Source organism: Sphingobacterium sp. SGL-16, from assembly GCF_011043515.1.
Classification (GTDB): Bacteria; Bacteroidota; Bacteroidia; order Sphingobacteriales; family Sphingobacteriaceae; genus Sphingobacterium; species Sphingobacterium litopenaei.
Genome location: NZ_JAAKGQ010000006.1, coordinates 28,084 through 48,631, shown reverse-complemented (window position 1 = coordinate 48,631; position 20,548 = coordinate 28,084). Strand labels below are relative to the sequence as shown.

The 20,548-nt window shown below is 36.0% G+C and carries 19 protein-coding genes; 13 read left to right on the top strand and 6 right to left on the bottom strand.

Annotated elements, in window-relative coordinates; translation table 11 throughout:
- Window positions 1-70: 70 nt before the first annotated feature.
- Entirely contained in the window at window positions 71-355 is a 285-nt protein-coding gene (locus G5B32_RS03775) for a DUF4286 family protein (protein WP_165290228.1), read from the top strand.
- Between the two features lie 30 nt (window positions 356-385).
- Here G5B32_RS03775 and G5B32_RS03770 read toward each other — a convergent pair whose 3' ends face one another.
- From G5B32_RS03770 to G5B32_RS03750, 5 genes are read right to left on the bottom strand one after another with little or no spacing between them, the layout of a single operon-like run.
- Window positions 386-646 (bottom strand): hypothetical protein, encoded by a 261-nt coding sequence (locus G5B32_RS03770; protein WP_165290227.1) that lies wholly within the window; start codon window positions 644-646, stop codon window positions 386-388.
- A 43-nt stretch (window positions 647-689) separates the two neighbouring features.
- Window positions 690-1,385 carry an RluA family pseudouridine synthase gene (locus G5B32_RS03765; RefSeq protein WP_165290226.1) on the bottom strand — a complete coding sequence of 232 codons (696 nt, stop codon included), beginning with the start codon at window positions 1,383-1,385 and terminating at the stop codon, window positions 690-692.
- 23 nt (window positions 1,386-1,408) lie between these two features.
- Window positions 1,409-2,398 (bottom strand): MlaD family protein, encoded by a 990-nt coding sequence (locus tag G5B32_RS03760; RefSeq protein WP_165290225.1) that lies wholly within the window; start codon window positions 2,396-2,398, stop codon window positions 1,409-1,411.
- Window positions 2,399-2,411: 13 nt separating this feature from the next.
- Window positions 2,412-3,185 (bottom strand): ABC transporter ATP-binding protein, encoded by a 774-nt coding sequence (locus tag G5B32_RS03755; RefSeq protein WP_165290224.1) that lies wholly within the window; start codon window positions 3,183-3,185, stop codon window positions 2,412-2,414.
- Window positions 3,186-3,188: 3 nt separating this feature from the next.
- A complete protein-coding gene (locus G5B32_RS03750; RefSeq protein WP_165290223.1) occupies window positions 3,189-3,959 on the bottom strand; it encodes an MlaE family ABC transporter permease in 771 nt (256 codons plus the stop codon).
- Window positions 3,960-4,290: 331 nt separating this feature from the next.
- On the opposite strand from G5B32_RS03750, the gene G5B32_RS03745 reads away from it, so the two are divergent.
- The 6 genes from G5B32_RS03745 (at window position 4,291) to G5B32_RS03720 (ending at window position 11,976) form a co-directional block, all read left to right on the top strand.
- Window positions 4,291-5,700: a DUF6600 domain-containing protein gene (locus G5B32_RS03745; protein WP_240898986.1), complete on the top strand. Its 1,410-nt coding sequence runs from the start codon at window positions 4,291-4,293 to the stop codon at window positions 5,698-5,700.
- A 136-nt stretch (window positions 5,701-5,836) separates the two neighbouring features.
- Entirely contained in the window at window positions 5,837-7,015 is a 1,179-nt protein-coding gene (pncB, locus tag G5B32_RS03740) for a nicotinate phosphoribosyltransferase (protein ID WP_165290222.1), read from the top strand.
- Window positions 7,008-7,709, top strand: a complete 702-nt coding sequence (locus tag G5B32_RS03735) for a class I SAM-dependent methyltransferase (RefSeq protein ID WP_165290221.1) — start codon at window positions 7,008-7,010, stop codon at window positions 7,707-7,709. The genes pncB and G5B32_RS03735 overlap by 8 nt, the downstream gene beginning before the upstream one ends.
- 114 nt (window positions 7,710-7,823) lie before the next feature.
- Window positions 7,824-8,678 (top strand): methylated-DNA--[protein]-cysteine S-methyltransferase, encoded by an 855-nt coding sequence (locus tag G5B32_RS03730; RefSeq protein ID WP_165290275.1) that lies wholly within the window; start codon window positions 7,824-7,826, stop codon window positions 8,676-8,678.
- The gene (locus G5B32_RS03725) at window positions 8,665-9,267 is read left to right on the top strand and encodes an alpha-ketoglutarate-dependent dioxygenase AlkB family protein (RefSeq protein ID WP_165290220.1); all 603 of its coding nucleotides are present in this window, start codon (window positions 8,665-8,667) and stop codon (window positions 9,265-9,267) included. The genes G5B32_RS03730 and G5B32_RS03725 overlap by 14 nt, the downstream gene beginning before the upstream one ends.
- A gap of 84 nt (window positions 9,268-9,351) precedes the next feature.
- Window positions 9,352-11,976 carry a M14 metallopeptidase family protein gene (locus G5B32_RS03720; RefSeq protein ID WP_165290219.1) on the top strand — a complete coding sequence of 875 codons (2,625 nt, stop codon included), beginning with the start codon at window positions 9,352-9,354 and terminating at the stop codon, window positions 11,974-11,976.
- Window positions 11,977-12,035: 59 nt separating this feature from the next.
- Here the strand turns inward: G5B32_RS03720 and G5B32_RS03715 are convergent, their stop codons facing one another.
- A complete protein-coding gene (locus G5B32_RS03715) occupies window positions 12,036-13,040 on the bottom strand; it encodes a D-alanine--D-alanine ligase (protein WP_165290218.1) in 1,005 nt (334 codons plus the stop codon).
- A gap of 129 nt (window positions 13,041-13,169) precedes the next feature.
- On the opposite strand from G5B32_RS03715, the gene G5B32_RS03710 reads away from it, so the two are divergent.
- The 6 genes from G5B32_RS03710 to rpsA all read left to right on the top strand — a co-directional run bounded on the left by G5B32_RS03710 (window position 13,170) and on the right by rpsA (window position 20,502).
- Window positions 13,170-13,949: a PASTA domain-containing protein gene (locus tag G5B32_RS03710; protein WP_165290217.1), complete on the top strand. Its 780-nt coding sequence runs from the start codon at window positions 13,170-13,172 to the stop codon at window positions 13,947-13,949.
- Between the two features lie 4 nt (window positions 13,950-13,953).
- On the top strand, window positions 13,954-14,994 hold the full coding sequence (gene mltG / locus G5B32_RS03705) for an endolytic transglycosylase MltG (protein ID WP_165290216.1): 1,041 nt from the start codon (window positions 13,954-13,956) through the stop codon (window positions 14,992-14,994).
- 15 nt (window positions 14,995-15,009) lie between these two features.
- Entirely contained in the window at window positions 15,010-15,417 is a 408-nt protein-coding gene (locus G5B32_RS03700; protein WP_165290215.1) for an acyl-CoA thioesterase, read from the top strand.
- A 6-nt stretch (window positions 15,418-15,423) separates the two neighbouring features.
- Complete coding sequence (locus tag G5B32_RS03695; RefSeq protein ID WP_165290214.1) at window positions 15,424-16,386, top strand: YihY/virulence factor BrkB family protein; 963 nt, start codon at window positions 15,424-15,426, stop codon at window positions 16,384-16,386.
- Between the two features lie 7 nt (window positions 16,387-16,393).
- Entirely contained in the window at window positions 16,394-18,475 is a 2,082-nt protein-coding gene (locus G5B32_RS03690; RefSeq protein ID WP_165290213.1) for an ATP-binding protein, read from the top strand.
- Window positions 18,476-18,573: 98 nt separating this feature from the next.
- A complete protein-coding gene (rpsA, locus tag G5B32_RS03685) occupies window positions 18,574-20,502 on the top strand; it encodes a 30S ribosomal protein S1 (protein WP_165290212.1) in 1,929 nt (642 codons plus the stop codon).
- Window positions 20,503-20,548: the final 46 nt, after the last annotated feature.

Here is a 20,548-nt window from a genome sequence, read left to right as displayed (position 1 = left end):
TTCTAACATATTTTAATAATTGCAACCTTAATTTTACAGCAGTTTTTGATGGTTTTCCTAACTTTGCTCCATGTATCTATATAACATATCTATAATTATCGAAAATGATCACCATGAAAGCTTAATGGATTGGTTAAAAAATAATTGGTTCAAAACATTACCAACATCCGCAAAATTGTTAAAAATGTTGGATTCTCCACATGAAGGACATACCTATAGTGTACAGCTGGTTTTTGAACATGCATCTGATATTCCTACTTTCCAAAAAGAGAAGGTAAGCGTGCTACAAACCTATATCGCTCAACATCATCAGGAAAAAGCTTTCATTTTTGATAGCACGATGAAATACATATAAAGTTAAAATCCTCTATAAAAACAAAGTCTCCTACAGAATAGGAGACTTTGTTTCTTTATGTCTAAACTTCTTGTACCAGACTATTGCTACCGTTCCGCCTACGAGAAAGGGCATAGCTAACAGGAATAAGATACCATTATTAAGACCTTTGCCCTGCGTATTTCCGTGTTGCGTACTGTTTTCGGCATTCAAAGAACACATAGCACACTGTGCTTGGACTTGATTTGAAGAAAGTGTACTCAAACCTAGACTCAAACTAAAACAGACAAGGAGTATACGCAATATTTTCATATTTCAAAGGTAACTATATAAATATCAAAACTAAGTAAGATTGTTATTTCAGCAACACATTAAACTTATCCCAAAAACCATCAACAGGAACGGGAGCTTCGATCAACATATCCTCTTCTTTCACGGGATGCTTAAACGCCAATGATCTGGAATGCAAACATATGGTGCGACGCAATGATCCACGTGGATAACCATATTTATTATCTCCCACGATAGGGCACCCCATATAAGCCAGCTGACAACGGATTTGATGCGTACGACCAGTCAATGGATTGATTTGAAGTAAATAATAACCATTCAATTGTCCTACCACCTCGTAATCTAATTCCGCATAACTCCCATTCTTGACCTCACGATCATAAGCTTTGGTTATCATTTTTTTGCGATCGCGCAACAACCAGTTAGTCAATTTTCCCGATTTGTGAGGAGGTCTTTCCTTCACTACCGCGAGGTAAGTTTTCTTAACTTTTCTATCGTGAAAGGCTTTGTTCATGCGATCAAGACCTTTACTCGTTTTTGCGAATAAAATCATACCACTAACGGGTCTATCCAAACGATGGATTACCCCCGCAAAAGCACCATTCGGCTTATCGTATTTTTTAGCCAAAAAATCTTTGACCATATCTTCTAAAGACTTATCGCCAGAATCATCGACCTGTACAATATCGCCTCCACGTTTATTTATAGCAATTAAATGGTTGTCTTCATATAAGACATCCTTTTCTGTGATTACAGACATGATTTATTTTAGTGAAATACAAATTATTGAACTTCCGCAGCTTCTTTTTGCGCTTCTTTTTCTTTTTTCTTGAAGAAACCTCTTAACAAAAAGTTACTTTGTAAAGCTTCCATATTTTGATCTAATTTCTCTGTACTTGTATTTAAGTTTCTCAGAATTTGCTTGATTTCATTCGCCGCAGCAGGATCATTTGTCAATACACCAATAGCGTTATCTTTATCGTTGAGACGAGCTGAGGTTTGATTTAAATTTTCTACTAAAGCATTAGCTGTTTGTGTAACGCCTTGAAGTTGAGCTGCCGCATCGCGTAATGACGCAAAAACCTTTGTATCAGTAGTCAAATCATGAATAAGACCTTGGTTGCTGTTCAATTTTTGAGTTAAAGACACCAAATTATTTACAGCAAGATTGGCATCCGACATTACTTTATTCATGGATGCAACGGAAGTTTTCAAATTATTAGCTATTTCATCATCCGTCATTAATGCTCCTACAGTACCTTTACCATCTACCATTTGTTGAGAAAGTTTCGCAAAATTGGAAGTGATTATTGATAGGTTAGCACCATTTTCTTGTAATAATCCCATCATTTGCTCCATACCACCACTTGCACCACTTTTAAGCACATCGCCATCCTGTATTTGTGGAACTGAAGCATTACCACCAACTAAGCTGATAATAGAGTTACCAATCAAACCATCGGAGCCTAATGTAGCCACTACGTCTTTACGAATAAATTGACTATTTTTCTCTTCTATATTCATGGTTACACGCACGTTCTCCACACTTTCGAAAGCAATTTCCTTTACAATCCCCACTTTCACTCCGGAGAACCAAACATTGTTTCCTACTTTAAGGCCTTTAACATCTTTGAAATACGAAGTAACTTTAATGTTTTTGCTAAATTTATTTTGTTGCGTACCCATGTACAAAATCCCTGCAACTAATATTACTAAGCCTATAAAGACGAAAAGTCCTACTATTAATGATCTTTTATTTTCTGAAGCACTCATTATTAATTGAATATTATACTATAAAATTATAATCATAAAACGGTTTGACACGCTCATCATCCGTATCAAAAATTTCGGCAAAATTACCTTGTCGTTCAAATCTTCCATCCAACAACATCACCATACGATCTCCTACCATCTTTGCACACGCTAAATCGTGCGTAATAATAATCGAAGAGGTTTGATAACGCTCTTGCACTTCATTAATCAAGGTATTGATGTCCAAACATGTAATCGGGTCAAGACCTGCTGTGGGCTCATCATATAACATAATGTCTGGTCTTAAAATCAATGTACGCGCGATACCAATTCTTTTTTTCTGACCGCCTGACAACTCCGAGGGCATTTGGTTAATTGCTTGAGATAATCCTACACCTTCCAACACATCTTCTACCTCGCGATTGATTTCAGCGCGTGTCAGATTACGTTTGTTACGTACCAAAGGAAATTCCAAATTCTCACGCACGGTCATACTATCATACAAAGCACTGTTTTGAAATGAAAATCCTATTTTAAGACGCAACTTCATCAAATCACGCTCCTTCAAATCATTCACCGTTTCACCAAGCACATTGATGATACCTGAATCTGGTTTTAATAAACCCGAAATCAATTTTATCAAAACAGATTTACCAGTACCCGAACGGCCTAAAACAACCAAGTTTTCGCCTTCGAATAATTTCAAATCCACATTGCGTAATATTTGTCTATCGCCAAATGATTTGCTCACATCGTCCACATGAATGACTGCGTTATCGTAGTTTACCTTTACTTTGCTCTTTTCCATATATTAGGAGATTAAAGGTGTGATAAAACCTAAAAGTTGTACAATTAACAACTCTTCAATAAACACTATAAACATAGATGCAACCACCGCAGAATTGGCAGCTTTCCCCACACCTTCTGTTCCTTTTGAAGAATAATAACCTACATAACAACTTGCAAAACCGATGGTGAATCCAAATACAACAGCGCGTAATACCATTGCAAACAAATCAATCATTTGAATGGATTCGAATACCTGTGTAAAGAAACTTAATAAACTTAAATCATCTTTAGCCGTAATACTTAGATAACCACCGAAAAGCCCAATACCCGCCACATAAAAACAAAGAACAGGAATCATAATGGTAGTTGCTAAGATTCTACTTGCAATCAAAAACTTGAAAGGGTTTGTTCCCGACACTTCCATCGCATCGATTTGTTCAGTTACATTCATCGAACTTAATTCGGCACCAATTTGAGAACCTACTTTACCTGAAGCAATCAAAGCTGTTACCAATGGTGCTAAAGCACGAACGATAGCAATGGATATTAACGCTGGCAACCACGAAGTGGCGCCAAATTCTTCCAAAGATGGTCTAGATTGTTTGGTGAATACAAAACCTACAATAAATCCAGTCAACGAAATCAATGGAAAAGACTTCCATCCTACTTCATAACACTGTCTTATTATCTCTTTAAACTCAAATGGTGGACTCACAACTTCGCGAAAAAATCGCATCAAAAAACGATGCAATCTTGCAAATTCGAGGAGTAAATTATTGATTTTCCTTCCCATTTATATTTCTTAAACGTATGTATAAATTAAAAAGTACGGTGTGCGAAGCACAGCGCAAATGTACAAATTTTTAGGTGACCACTCTTACTCATTACTAAAATTACAAATACTACAAATCAATAAATTGTTTTAATCTGCACTCTAAATATTTTTTTCGCCATCATAAAATAGCCATAATGGCTTTGTAGCGAACATAATTCTAAGCATAAATACCTGTTCTCACAGAAAGGTAAAATTTTAAGACTATCTCAATTAAACCCTCGTAAGTTTTTCGTTGTCATACCAACAAACACAGAGAAACAACGATTATTTACATTTTAATTCATATAACATGAAAAACTGGAAATTCACCCTTTATATGTCAGCGATAATGATCGCTTTTTCCAGCATTTTGACCATAAATACAGCGAAAGCCCAAGTTTACGGACAAGTTTCATTGGATTTATTTTACGACGAATTATCGCCTTATGGAAATTGGGATATGGATCCTAATTATGGTGATATTTGGTATCCCAATGAAGGAAGAAATTTTAGACCATATAGCTCAAATGGGTATTGGACAATGACAGAATACGGAAACACTTGGGTTTCCAACTATGATTGGGGATGGGCACCTTTCCACTATGGTCGCTGGGTGTATAACTCATACCGCGGCTGGGGATGGATACCAGGTTATGAATGGGGACCAGCTTGGGTGGAATGGCGTTCTGGAAATGGGTATTATGGTTGGGCGCCGATGATGCCACGTGTAGGTATTAGTATTGGCATTAATATTCCAGTATCAGCTTGGTGTTTCGCACCAGTGAGATACATTTACTCGCCAACTTTCCATAGACATGCATATTATGGTAGATCCAACATTTACAATAGAACCACCATTATCCATAATACGTATGTTGTAAACAATCACCATTATTACGGTGGCCCAGCGCGTAGAGATATTGAGCGTGCGATAGGTAGAAGAGTCGAAGTAAGAAGTATTAGACAATCTGATCGTCCAGGAAGATCACAAGTAGATAGCAGAAATGTATCTATTTATAGACCAGATCGAGACAATAATAGAACAACGAGTCGTTCTGTAACTTCAGATAGAAGACCTACTAATACAAATAGAGAAGCAACGAGAAACGATAACCGTGTGGACAACAATAGAAGTGCTGCAAGAAATGCACAACGTGAAATACATATAGGTGATAATGGAAAAACAACTATTCGTAATAGAGAAACTAAAACTGAAGAAAGAGCAGTCACAAACAGAAATAATTCTACGGTAAGATCTGAACGTAATTCTACTTCTAGAAATACAGAAAGTGTTAATCGTAATACGGAAAGAAATAATAGAACCATTGAACGTAGTACAGTAGATAGAAGCAATGAAAACGCAAGAAATCGAAGTATTGAAAATTCTAGAGGTAACAATGCTCAACCGCAACGTGTAGAAAGAAGCGTACCTCAAAGAGTAGAAAGAGCACAACCACAAAGAGTGGAGCAAGCTCAACCACAACGTCAAGAAAGAGCACAACCACAAAGGGAACAAAGAACACAAGAGCGTAGTGTTCGAAATACTAACCCAGTATTCCAAACATCAAACTCACGTGGGGCACAATCGTCGAATTCGAATGTGACACGTTCATCTTCTTCACCTCGGGTTGAACGTTCTGCTCCTGCATCAAGCAATAGATCAACAGGAAACGCTCAACGAGGAGGCGGCAACAGCGGTTCGGAAAGAAGTAGAAGATAATAAGAATAAATAAATCATAATTCATCATTTTGGCGAGTTAAGGTATCTTGGCTCGCTTTTTTTGTGTACTTTCGATTAAATTTTAGTCGCCCACAAAACATCTAAGTGGGTTTTTCGTTAAAAAACAACATTCTTTATGGCAAAACTCGAATCCATATTAGATAATGATTTCTATAAATTCACGATGCAATACGCCGTGATAAAACTGTTTCCTAGGGCGAAAGCTAAGTATCAATTTATCAATAGAGGAAAACATCAATTTCCAGATGGTTTTGCGGCAAAGCTAAGAGAGGCTATTCAAGAATTAGGAAAGCTTAAGTTGACGAAAGAGGAAAAGAAATTCTTTGCAGAAACTTGCCCTTACATTGATCCTACATATTTTGATTTTTTGCAAGGATATCGTTATGACCCAGATGAGGTTACAATTACTCAAAATGGTTCAGAACTATCTGTAAAAATCGAAGGTTATTGGTACCGCACTATTTTGTGGGAAGTTCCCATTATGTCTTTAATCTGTGAGTTGTATTACGAGATGACCGGACTTCAACGTGTATCTGATGCGCAAGTGGCCGCTATCGTAGAAGACAAAATGCAAAAATACGACAAGTTGGATATTACCATTGCCGATTTTGGAACAAGACGTCGTCATTCTTTTGCGGTACATGATTTGGTCATTAAAACGTTGAAAAACCATAATTCCAAAACTTTCATTGGTACAAGCAATGTTTATTTGGCTATGAAATATCAAACCAAACCCATCGGTACACATGCGCACGAATGGTTTATGTTTCATGCCGCGAAGTTTGGGTACAAAATGGCTAATTTATTAGGTTTAGAAAATTGGGCGAATGTATATCGTGGCGATTTGGGTATAGCTTTATCTGACACCTATACTACAGAAGCTTTCTTCAAGCAATTTGATAAAAAACTGACCAAACTATTTGATGGTGTACGTCATGATTCCGGTGATGCTATTGAATTCGCCCAGAAAACAATCAACCATTATATCAGTAAAGGAATAGATCCAAATTCCAAAACCATTATATTTTCGGATGGATTGGACTACAATAAAGTTGAACGAATAGTAAACTTTTGCAAAGGTAAGATTGGAATTTCTTTCGGGATAGGAACTGATTTCACGAATGATGTGGGTTTAGAACGCATGAATATTGTATTGAAAATGACAGAAACCCTATCCGAAGAAGGGGAATGGACACCGGTAATTAAGCTTTCGGATGAGGCGATGAAAAATACCGGAGATCCAGAAGAGATTGAAATGGCCATAAGATATTTACAGATTGATGAGCATGCATAGAGATGTTTACGGAGAGGCGTTAGCCGAATATTTTGAGAAAGAAGAATTAACTGCTCCTCTATTGTTACATAGTACATACGGTGATATTGAGGAAATGCCTGTGGAGGTATTCTTCCGTGATGCAGAAGATTTTCCAGAATTGGAATTCATTGCTTTATCGCTTTGCGATGGTAAAGTATTGGATGTTGGTGCGGGAGTTGGTGCACATGCTTTATACCTTCAAGAGAGAAATTTTGATGTAACAGCCTTAGAAATTTCGCAATCTGCTTGTAATATTATGCATCAACGTGGGGTTCAGAAAATTCTACAGGAGGATTTCTTCTCATTAAGCAATCAACAATTTGATTCACTTTTATTTTTAATGAATGGGATTGGGCTAGCGGGCACGGTGGAAGGATTCAGAAAGTTATTAGCGCACAGTAAATCATTATTAAGTGAAAAAGGGCAATTATTGTTTGATAGTTCTGACATTTCATATTTATACGATGAATACCGCATCAAAAGACCAGACTACTATTTTGGAGAAATAGGTTATCAATATGAATTCAAAAGCATAAAAGGCGAACCTTTCAAATGGCTTTATTTGGACCAAGAAACATTAATCAAGGTAGCACACGAAGAAGGTTGGGTTGTTCAAATTCTTTTTGAAGATGAGAATGATCAATTTTTGGTAAGAATGGAACCAAGGAAATAATAAAACTGTCATTCCGAGATTGCTTCTTTCGTCGGAATGACAATAAGTAAAATATTATTTCAGCAATATTCGGATTGTATAGACAAAAAAGAAGTAGGACATTTGTGTATGGAGATGTCAGAAAATAATTTGAATTACAATCGGATAGCAAAAGCATTAGCTTACATTCAAGCTAATTTCAAAAGACAACCTAGTTTGGAAGAAATTGCAGCACACGTACATCTCAGTCCTTTTCATTTTCAACGTTTATTCCAAGAATGGGCAGGCACCACGCCAAAAAAGTTTTTGCAATACATTAGTCTACAATACGCAAAACAAATTCTTCAGGATTCCAAATCTACAGAAATAGCAACTTTCGAAACGGGATTGAGCAGTACAAGTCGCTTACACGAGCTTTTTGTCCATATAGAAGCGATGACACCTGCTGAATATAAGAATGGAGGTGCATCACTAGAAATCAACTATAGTATTCAAAGCTCTTTATTTGGAGAAGTTTGTGTAGCTTCCACGAGCAAGGGAATTTGTCATGTTTCTTTTATTGACAGGGATGAAAATGCCTTAAAAACTATTCAGTCTTTATTTCCGAATGCACAAATTATATACTCAGAGCAAGCCCTTCATCAGGAAATAGAAGATTTTATTAATAATACTTCAAAAATAAACTCGCCAATCCATTTACACCTGAAGGGCACATCCTTTCAGCTCAAAGTATGGGAAGCCTTATTGAAAATCCCCCAGGGAAAGTTGAAAACGTATGGTCAAATAGCACACGAGATTGGCAATCCTAAATCATCCCGAGCAGTGGGAACTGCGATAGGAAGCAATCCAATAGCTTATCTGATACCTTGTCATCGGGTGATTCAAACTTCTGGACTCTTCGGCGGTTATATGTGGGGACCAATTCGCAAAACAGCGATCATTGGGTGGGAACATGCAACTATAAACTCTATTACAGATGAAATTATTTAATACAGCCGACCCAACAAAAAACTTGCTACCTTATGATGGCTCTGTGATTTATTATGGTCCAATTCTGGATAATCCCTCCTATTTCTACGAACAATTGCTAAAAGAAATAAATTGGCAGCACGATCAAGCCATTATTTTTGGCAAACTAGTTACTACCAAAAGAAAAGTAGCTTGGTATGGTGATCATGCGTATTCTTACAAATATTCGGGCATCGAAAAAGTCGCTTCCCCGTGGAACAACACTTTATTGGAACTAAAAACTATAGTGGAAAAATCAAGTGGCGAAACCTTCAACTCATGCTTACTGAATCTATACCATGATGGAGATGAAGGAATGGCTTGGCATAGCGATGGCGAAAAAGATTTGAAGAAAAATGGCGCGATAGCCTCCGTTAGTCTTGGCGCAGAACGAAAATTCTCTTTCAAACATAAAACTTCCAAAGAAAAGATTGATATTAATTTAGAGAATGGATCATTGCTTATTATGAAAGATGAAACGCAGACCCACTGGTTGCACAGACTTCCTCCAACGAAAACAATCCATACACCTCGCGTCAATTTGACTTTCCGAACTATTACGAACATGTAACATTTCTAATTCTAAATCAATTCAGTTCTTCATTCCCATCTTTCTTCATTATCTTTATTTAGACACTACCAATTTTCTAAATCAATGAAGAAAATATACTTTCTAGCACTTCTATTTGTGCATTTTCATATTTTATCCGCACAGATAACCACTCCAAAAGAACATTTTAGTTTCGCAATTGGCGAGGATTACCATTTAGCAAATTTTACACAGACAGAAGCCTATTTCAAAAAGCTAGCTCAACAATCGGACAGGGTCATTTATCAAGTCATTGGTAAGACGGAAGAAGGCAGAGATCAGCCCATGCTAATTGTTTCTTCACCTCAAAATCTGGCAAAATTATCCGAATATAAATCCATTTCGCAAAGTCTTGCACGTGCCGAACTTTCAGAGCAAAAAGCAAAAGAATTAGCCAAGCAAGGCAAATCTGTAGTATGGATTGACGGTGGATTGCACGCCAGCGAAACCGTAGGCATGCACCAATTAATTGAGATAGCTTACCTTTTGGCAAGTAAAAATGATGATGAGACTAAAAATATTCTTGAAAATTGTATTATTCTATTAACACATGCTAATCCAGATGGACAAGAGTTGGTCAGCAATTGGTATATGAGAGAATCACAGCCAGAGAAACGTTCACTGAGTAATTTACCTTCTCTTTATCAAAAATACGCAGGTCATGACAATAACCGAGATTTCTTTATGTTGAATCTAAAAGAATCTCAAAATATAGCCCGACAATTGTTTATTGAATGGAATCCACAGATCATGTACAACCACCATCAAACAGCACCAGCAGGAGCTGTAGTTGCGGGTGCACCTTATCGTGATCCATTTAATTATGTATTCGATCCTTTGGTCATTACAGGAATCGAATCATTGGGTGCTGCAATGTCATCACGATTGTATGCAGAAAATAAGCCAGGTTACACTCAGCGCGGTGGCTCGGTCTTCTCCACATGGTATAATGGCGGATTGCGTACAACCACCTATTTTCACAACACAATTGGCTTATTGACTGAAATTATTGGTGGACCCAATCCATTTGAAATCCCTTTGGTGCCATCACGTTTGATTCCCAATAGTAATACGCACTATCCCGTTCTTCCACAGATTTGGCATTTCAAACAATCTATCGATTATTCGACATCGCTAAATTACGCGGTATTGAATTATGCAGCCAAGTTTAGAGAAGAGCTTTTGTTTAACATATATCGAATGGGAAGAAATTCCATTGAAAAAGGTAGTCAAGACAGTTGGTCTTTATCCCCAAGCAAAGTCGCTGTTGTGGAAAAAGCTATTGAAAATTTAAAAGTACAAGACGAAAAGTTAAAAAATCAACGTAGTAATCCAATACAGGCCCTAGATTCATTGTTGAAGGATTCAAAATATCGTGACCCAAGAGCATATATTATTTCTGCACAGCAAGATAATCCAGCTACAACAATCAAATTCCTAAATGCCTTATCAGCGAATGGAATTCGTATCGAACAAGCAAAAGAAAGTTTCGCTTTTGATGGTAAAAAATATCCAGCTCAAAGCTATCTGATACGAACGAATCAGGCTTTTCGTCCGCATATTCTGGATATGTTTGAAGCACAAGATCATCCTAATGATTTCGAATATGCAGGTGGCCCTCCTATCCCACCATACGATGCAGCTGGCTGGACTTTGGCTTATATGATGCATATCAATTTTGACCGTGCTTTTGATGACGTAAAAGGAAATTTCACTATGCTACCTTATGGTGAGCCTTTAAAAATTAATACAGCAGCACTAGGTACAGAAAAATATGTAGTGTTAGCGAATAAAGACAACGAAAGCTTTCGCGTAGTCAACGCATTACTAAAGCAAAAAGTCAAAGTTTACCGCAATGAAGCTGGAGGTTTTATTTTTCCCAATAATATTCAAGTAAAAGAATTGTTAGCCAAATCAGGTTTGTCCACAACTGGTGTTAATAATTTACCAAATGATAGTAAACTCATTAAATCCCTTCGCATAGGACTTTGGGACACCTACGGCGGTAGTATGCCTTCGGGCTGGACTCGTTTTATTCTTGAGCAATATGGCTATGATTTTACATTAGTTTTTGCACCAGAACTCGACAAAGGTGATTTAAATAAAAAATATGACGTCATTATTCTACCAAGTAATGCTTTGATTAGAACGTTCTCAAGTTCTCTTCCAGCGAATCTCCCAGCTAATTACATATCACAATGGGGAAATATGACAATGAATACTACACTTCCACAACTGGAAAAATTCATTAAAAATGGTGGGCATTTGATTGCAATTGGTAACAGCTCAAAAATAGCAGAAGATCTAAAATTAAACGTGGTGAATCACTTGGTAGACACAGATAATAAACCTTTAAAACGCGAAGTGTACTATACACCTGGTTCGGTCTTAAAGGCTTCATTGGACAACAACTCCAAATCAGGAAAAGGCTATCCATCAGAAATTGATTTTTATTTCTCTAATAATAATGTTTACAAAATTCAGGATTCTACCCTCAAGCCTCTAATGTGGTTTTCTTCCGAAAAAGTCTTGAAAAGTGGTTGGTCATGGGGAGAAAAATACCTTAAAGATGGCGTTATAGGATTCGAGAAAAGCATAGAAAAAGGTAAGCTGACCGTATTTACTTCAGATATTACCTTTAGAGGCCAAACACATGGCACATTTAAGCTGTTATTCAATAATTTATATTAATACAGAAAGGGCAAGTTGTGGTTAACTTGCCCTTTCCTTTTATTAAAAAATAAAAAGTATTATTTTACTAAAGCAGCTTCAATTAACTCTCCGTAAAAATCAGTTTCTTTCATTCCAAAAGCGCGAACTTGTTGCGGAATAAAACTTTGCGCAGTTTGTCCAGGAATAGTATTGATTTCTATAAAATAGAATTTGTCGGTTCCATTTTCTAAGAAGAAATCCACACGTACCATACCTTTACAATTCAATCGAATATAAATCTTTTTGATAATTCGCGCAGCTCGATCTTGCTGCTCTTGAGTCAAATCAGCTGGAGTAATTTCTTCTGTTAATCCTGGCGTGTACTTCGCTTCGAAGTCAAAAAATTCACGTGTAGTTTTGACCTCTGTCGCTGGCAAAACCACCAACTCCCCCTTTGAATTTCTGAAAATACCTTGTGAAAACTCTCTACCTGTAACAAATTCTTCTACCAATACCTGAGCACCTGTATTTTCTGCATCATACGCCTTATCCAAGGCTTCCTTTAATTCCGAAGCTTCTTTTACTTTGGACATACCAATACTAGAACCGCCCGCATTTGGTTTTACGAAGTAAGGCAACTGCAACTTTGACTCCACCAAGTGAACAGCTTCTGCTCTATGATTTTCAAAAAGCAATACAGAATTAGCGACATTCAACTCTGGAATATCCGCGATAATTGCTTTTGTGTAGCCTTTGTTCATCGTCAACGAAGATGTTAATGCATTACAAGAAGTGTACGGTAAACCTACCATATCAAAATAACCTTGCAATCGACCATCTTCACCTGGTGTGCCGTGAAGGATGATAAACGCGACGTCAAATGTGATTTTAACATTATTTAACAACAAGGAGAAATCATCTTTTATGATATTGTGTTTCGTTCCGTTTTCATCTTCGTAATACCAACCTTCTGGTGTGATATCGATTAAATATATATCGTATTTATCTTTGTCTAATTGACTGTAAACGAATTTTGAACTTTTGTAAGATACTTCAGCTTCACCTGTATATCCACCTGTGACTAATGCTACTTTTGTTTTCATATTAAGGGATTCTGTTCGCAAATATAATTTGTGATACACGGAAAAACGAATATTTTTGCTGAATATTCGTTAGGTTTATCCACTACAGATAGCGTAACTTTACATTAAAGAAAAATAAAACACTTAGGGATGTCCAAATTATTACTTTATCTAAAAACAGATGAGTTTAGAAAAAACCTCATTTATGCATTAATAGCCATCGCAGGAATTTTCTTAACGGTATATATCGGACTAAGAATTTATACCAAACATGGTGATGCGCAGGAAGTACCTTTATTAAAAGGATTAACCATCACTGAAGCTAAAGAAATATTGGACAAAGCTGGCTTGGAATACAAAATCGATTCGATTTATCAAATGGATGCTAAACCAGGGTTGGTCATCGAACAAAATCCTTCAGCGAGTGCTCTTGTTAAAAGTGGCCGTACAATCTATTTAACAATTATTACGGAAGTAGCTCCGGATGTAGAATTCCCAAATATTATCGAAAAAAACCTAATCGAAGCACAAGCTATTCTTAACAATGCTTCGCTAAAAATTGCAGATACCATTTACATCAATGACATTGCTCGAGATGTGGTTTTAGATGCAAAATTTGCAGGACAAACCATTAAAACAGGACGTTTAATAGCTAAAGGTTCTAAAATAACATTAGTGCTTGGCAATGGTCGAGGGGCTAATGAAGTAGAAATCCCTACATTGACAAACTATACATTGGTAGAAGCGAAATTTGCTTTAGCAGGTCTTGGTCTTACTGTAGGAAAAATTACTGGTAATATAGTAGATACGGCTACAGCTCGTGTTATCAGTCAATCTCCTGATTCGACATCACGTTTTATCAGTATTGGTTCCCCAATTAATTTAGAGTTAGCAAACGACATTACCCCGACAGAAAAACTTCCAAATTAAAAACATGACTACAACAAAGAAATTTCCTAAATTGTTAGGAATCACCATTGCAATAATCCTTGCGGTAGGACTTATTGTGGGGTATAAAATTTATCAAATCTTCTTAGGTGCTTCGGTAACCGATGCGCAGAAATATTTATTCGTATATACGAATGACACTTACGAAAATGTATTGAGCAGAATCCGTACGGACAATGTGGTAAAAGATGCAGATGAATTTGATTATGTATCCAAAGCGATGAAATATCCAACTTCTGTAAAAGCTGGTCGCTACAAATTAGAAAAAGGGATGAGCAACAGAAGACTCATTGGAAATCTTCGCGGCGGATACCAAGAACCTGTATCATTACGTTTTTCGAATATCCGATTGAAAGAAGATTTTGCTGGTTTTCTGGGTCGCAATTTCGAACAAGATTCTTTGCAATTTCTTTCTCTATTGACCAATGAAGCAGTAGCTGAAAAATATGGCTTCACCAAGGACAACTTTTACACGATGTTTATTCCAAATACCTATCAAATCTATTGGAATACATCCGCAGATAAAGTGATTGATCGTCTAAATGAAGAATACAAAAAATTCTGGACAGCTGAACGTATAGAAAAAGCAAAACAACAAAATCTTACGCCTGTTGAAGTTTCTATTTTAGCTTCCATCGTACGTGGAGAGGCTCTTCACAACGACGAAATGCCAATGATAGCAGGTCTATATTTGAATAGATTGAAAAGAGGAATGTTGCTTCAAGCAGATCCTACGGTGATTTTTGCCAATAATGATTTTAGTATTCGCCGTGTGTTGAATAGACATTTAACGATTGATAATCCATACAATACATATCGATACAAAGGTCTGCCTCCAGGACCAATCAATATGCCTCCAATTGTGGCTATTGATGCCGTATTAAATCCGTCAAATCACAACTATATATATATGTGTGCAAAAGAAGATTTTTCGGGCTATCACGCCTTTGCTGAAACAGTAGCAGAACATCAAATTAATGCGCGCAAATTCCAAAAAGCACTAGACGAAAGAAATATTAAAAGATAAAAAATAAAAATATCCATGTTTGTACACGAAGAAAAAGTTAGGGTGAGATATGCAGAGACGGATCAAATGGGATACGTTTATTATGGAAATTATGCAGCCTATTACGAGGTAGCTCGTACCGAAATGTTGCGAAAAAGAGGATTTTCTTACAAAGAATTGGAAGAAATGGGTGTCATGATGCCCGTGCTGGAAATGAATATTAAGTATATTCAACCGGCTAAATATGATGAATTATTAACGATTAAAGTAATAATTCGAGAAAAACCAGCCGTTCGAATCAAGTTTGAATATGAAGTGTACAATGAGGCTGGCACATTATTAAATACAGGAACCACTCAACTAGTCTTTGTTGATATGGCTAAAAACAGACCTTGCAAAGCCCCAGATGTTTTCATGAAGCAAATGGAGCCTTATTTCGACTAATGTGAAATGAACAAGCTCCATAATCGATTATTATTGTTAAAACCGTACGACAATTTGGTCGAATGGAGCAAAACAGCCTATATACCTGGTTTTGGAAAACTTCCTATTTATACTGTTGCTACGTTCTTCTTCCAAGAAATAACACGCGAGTCTATTCTCAATAAAGCATCTAGCTTAGCCTACAATTTTATACTGGCTATTTTTCCAGGTATTATCTTCCTATTTACCTTGATTCCTTATATTCCTGTCGAAAATTTTCAAGAGAAATTATTGGGATTTTTGGAAATTGTTATTCCAACGGATGCGTACAATGCCATTAAAAACACATTAGAGGATATTGTCAAAAACCAAAATGGTGGTTTGCTTTCTTTTGGTTTTCTATTGGCAACATTTTTTGCAACCAATGGCATGACCAATCTGATGATGGCTTTTAATAAAGCTTCTCTAACGCGCGAAAACAGAAAATGGATTGTTAGAAGAACCATTGCTTTGGCTCTTTCTATTGCGATTATCACCGCATTAGCATTAGGTATAGGGGTCTTTACAGCGGTTGGGGTCATCATTAACTACCTAAAGGAAAGTATAGATTATGATTTAGCTTGGCTTTGGACCTTCCTTCTTAAAATTTCTCGCTGGAGTATTCTTTTCTTAATCTATTTCCTTACTGTTGGACTAGTATATAAGTACGGTCCCTCCAGTTCTAAGCATTGGAAGATTTTTAGTCCAGGTGCTTTATTAGCAACAATATTGGCAATTCTAACCTTTTCTGGATTTGCCTTTTACATCAATAATTTTAACGCATACAATAAATTATACGGATCGATAGGTACTATTATTGTAATAATGATTTGGATGTATTTAAATTCCTTAATAATTTTGATAGGTTTTGAACTTAATACAAGTATTATTTTATCAAAACAAAGTATAAAAACTCCAATTAAAAAGATAGTTAATCAATTCAAAACATAGTTGCTTAATGATAGAAAAACAGATTCATTCAAGAAACAGAATAAGAACGGCCTTACTTGTTGCGACGATTGCTCTCTTTCTCTTTATTACTACTATTTTCTTTATTAGTATTAACTATTTTGAAGGAATTCAAAAACGTATTTCTAACCTAATAGAGCTTACAAATTACAAAGACTCAAGATACGAAAACGCGGTCAATTACTTCTTAGAAGCAGAAAACCACTTTAGACAATTCTCTATTGATCTCCAGATAAATAATTATAAAGAATATGAAAAAGATCTTCTCAGTCTAAGCCAGATAACTAACGAAATAATAGAGTCACATCAACGCGATAGCGTACAATTTGCATATGATTTAAACTCATTAGTTCGCTTAGATAAGTATAAAGTTTTACAAACTAAAATCAAACAACTCACAGCCTTATCCACACAGACAGATACGTTACAATCAAGACTTCAAAACACAGTACTTTCGTCTCCTCCATCTACTAAAAATCTCACAATAGACATCAACAAAGTAAAGAAATCTCCACAAAATAAAGAAAAATCAATAATTTATAATATTGTAAAAATACAACAAGACCCTGTCATAGATGAAGAGGTGATCCACACCTATAATGAAGAGATTAAAAATTTCTCTAAATCCAATTATAGTCATTTCTTTCAATTTAGAAACACTTACGAATCGATAAGAAAATCCGAAAGGAAATTATTAGCCAATCATTTCACTTTATTATACAGCATTTACCAGACCTTATTAGAAATTAATGATTTGCAATTGTTGAAACAGAAACAAATGCTCCAAAATGAACACCAGGATTTGTTGAGACAATCTGGTAAATTGACATGGCAAACAATATTATGTCTTGTTTTTATCTTTATTCTAATATTTATTATGATTTACTATCAATTCAGAAATAAATATTACGAAGAACAATTAATTCAAGAGCAGCAATATGCGGCCAAGTTAGCTTCCGAAAAATCAGATATCTTAGCAGAAATAAGTCATGAGATTAGGACGCCTATCAATTCTTTAATTGGTATAATAGATTTACTGCGTAGGAGATCTAATATCTATTCGGAAAAGGAAAAACTATTCCTCGATTCAGCATATTCTAATATATCCAATACTTCCCGTACCATTAATGATATTCTTAATCTTAGTAAAATGGATTATACATCCTCCATAGAATTAAAAGATTTTGATATAGAAGAATTGGCCCATGATATTTATTTGATACACAAAAGTCAGGCTGAAATTAAAAATATAGCACTCGAAGTCATCATTGAAGAAGATACCCCAACTATAATTCATTGTGATGAACTCAAAATCCGTCAAATATTGACCAACCTAATATCTAATGGTATTAAATACACCATGCATGGCAAGGTAAGTTGTTACATCATGATCAATGAACTCAACAATTTATACATTCGCATTTCGGACACCGGATTAGGTATTTCGGAAAGCATGCAACCCAATATTTTCAAAAAATACTTTACTAAAAGCGACGAAAACAAATTGAGTAATGGAATCGGTTTAGGTTTGTATATTACGAAAAGATTGGTAAAACAGTTACAAGGTTCAATCACCTTTACGAGTAAAGAAAACTATGGAAGTACATTTACCATAGAAATTCCTATTCCAAAGGCCAAAAAGAAAAATAAACCATCTGTTACTTATAACACCTTAGCTGATTTACCTGGCACTATTTCATGGCTTTTGGTAGATGACAATATTCTCAACATCTTATACCTCAAGCAGTATTTCCAAAGTTTTACGCAGGTCAAAACAGCTTCTAATGGTCTAGAAGCGCTCGAAATCTTAAAGAACTATACACCAGATATTATCATTACAGATATCAATATGCCAATTATGACTGGCGATGAGCTATTAGTATATATCAGAAAGCTACCTGAGCTTGCCAAAACCAAAGTCATAGCTACATCTTCTGATTATGAACAAATCAAAGAATTAGAGAAAAAAAGGATGCTAACCTTTGATAATATCATCATCAAGCCATTTAATGAAAAAGACCTTGTAAAAATAATAATACAGACCTCTGCCATCGACTCTTCGAGCGAATAAAAAACTGTTGAAACTTTTTTTTACATAAATAATTGGAAATAAAACTTTTTCGTATCTTTGCACTTCCTACAATGTAGGAAAAAGGAGAAAATTAATTAATGGCAAAAAAACAAGAAGCAGAAAAAGAGTTAGCGGCGAAAAACGCAGAGCTACAAGGTGCTGACACTAAAGTAGTGAAAGACACTGAGACAATTGAGTCTGAAGCAGATTCAACTTTGATCGACCAAATCAAATCAACTACTTGGTCTACACCAGAAGGTGATTTCGATTGGGATGCTGACGAGAAAGCTTTCGGTAACTACAGCGAGGCTGAGCGTGCTAAATTAGAAGAGCAATACGCTGGTACTTTCAACCAAATCAATCAAGGTGAAATTATCGAAGGTGTTGTTGTTTCTATCAACAACAAAGACGTTGTATTAAACGTAGGTTTCAAATCAGACGGTCTTGTAGCAAAAACTGAGTTTCGTGATCTACCTGATTTAAAAATCGGGGATACTGTTGATGTATTTGTAGAGTCTCAAGAAGATGCAAATGGTCAATTAGTATTGTCACGTAAGCGTGCAAAAACTCAAAAATCATGGGAAGCTATCAATGAAGCATTAGAAAATGATGCTATCATCGACGGTTTCGTTAAATCTCGTACTAAAGGTGGTTTGATCGTAGACATCAAAGGTGTAGAAGCTTTCTTACCTGGATCTCAAATCGACATCAAACCTATCCGTGATTACGATGTTTACGTAGGTAAAACTATGGAATTCAAAGTGGTAAAAATCAACCACGAATTCAAAAACGTAGTAGTATCTCACAAAGTATTAATTGAAGACGATTTAGAAAACCAAAAATCAGAAATCGTTGCTAAATTAGAAAAAGGTCAAGTATTAGAAGGTACTGTTAAAAATATCACTGACTTCGGTGTGTTCATCGACTTAGGTGGTGTTGACGGTTTACTTCACATTACAGATATCTCTTGGGGCCGTATCGAGCATCCAAAAGAAGTTTTAGCTCTTGATCAAACTATCAACGTTGTTGTATTAGACTTTGATGATGAGAAAAAACGTATCGCATTAGGTTTAAAACAATTATCAGCTCATCCATGGGAATCTTTAGACACTGCATTAGAAGTAGGTTCTAAAGTAAAAGGTAAAATCGTAACAGTTGCTGATTACGGTGCTTTCTTAGAAATCATCCCAGGTGTTGAAGGTTTAATCCACGTATCTGAAATGTCATGGTCACAAAACTTACGTTCTCCTCAAGAGTTCTTAAAAGTAGGTGATGAAATTGAAGCTCAAATCTTAACATTGGATCGCGAAGAGCGCAAAATGAGCTTAGGTATCAAACAATTGACTCCAGATCCTTGGAAAAACATCACTGAGCGTTACCCAGTTGGATCTAAACAAAAAGCTGTAGTTAAAAACATGACTAACTTCGGTGTATTTGTTGAATTAGAAGACGGTATCGACGGATTAATCCACATCTCTGACTTATCATGGTCTAAAAAAATCAACCACCCTAACGAATTCACTAAAGTTGGTGAAACATTAGATGTAGTTGTATTAGAATTAGACGAAGAAAACCGTAAATTATCTTTAGGTCACAAACAATTAGAAGAAAACCCTTGGGATACATTCGAAACTATCTTCACCGAAGGTTCGATCCACGAAGGTACAGTAATCAAAGTTGGTGACAAAGGTGATATCGTAGCTTTACAATACGGTGTTGAAGGTTTCTGTCCTTCTAAACACTCTGTAAAAGAAGACGGTTCAGCATTGAAAGTAGATGACACTGCTGAATTCAAAATCATCGAGTTCAACAAAGAGAACAAACGTTTAGTTATCTCTCACTCTCGTATCTGGGAAGAAGCTAAAGAAGAAGCTCGCAAAGAAGAATCTAACGCACGCAAAAAAGACGCTAAATCAGCATCAAACGCAGTGAAAAAAGTAAAAGATTCAGTTGAGAAATCTACTTTAGGTGATTTAGACGTTTTAGCTCAATTGAAAGAGCAAATGGAAGGTGGCGACAAAAAATAATTTTTAGTCACTGATCACATATAAGAAAAGCTCCAATCGCAAGATT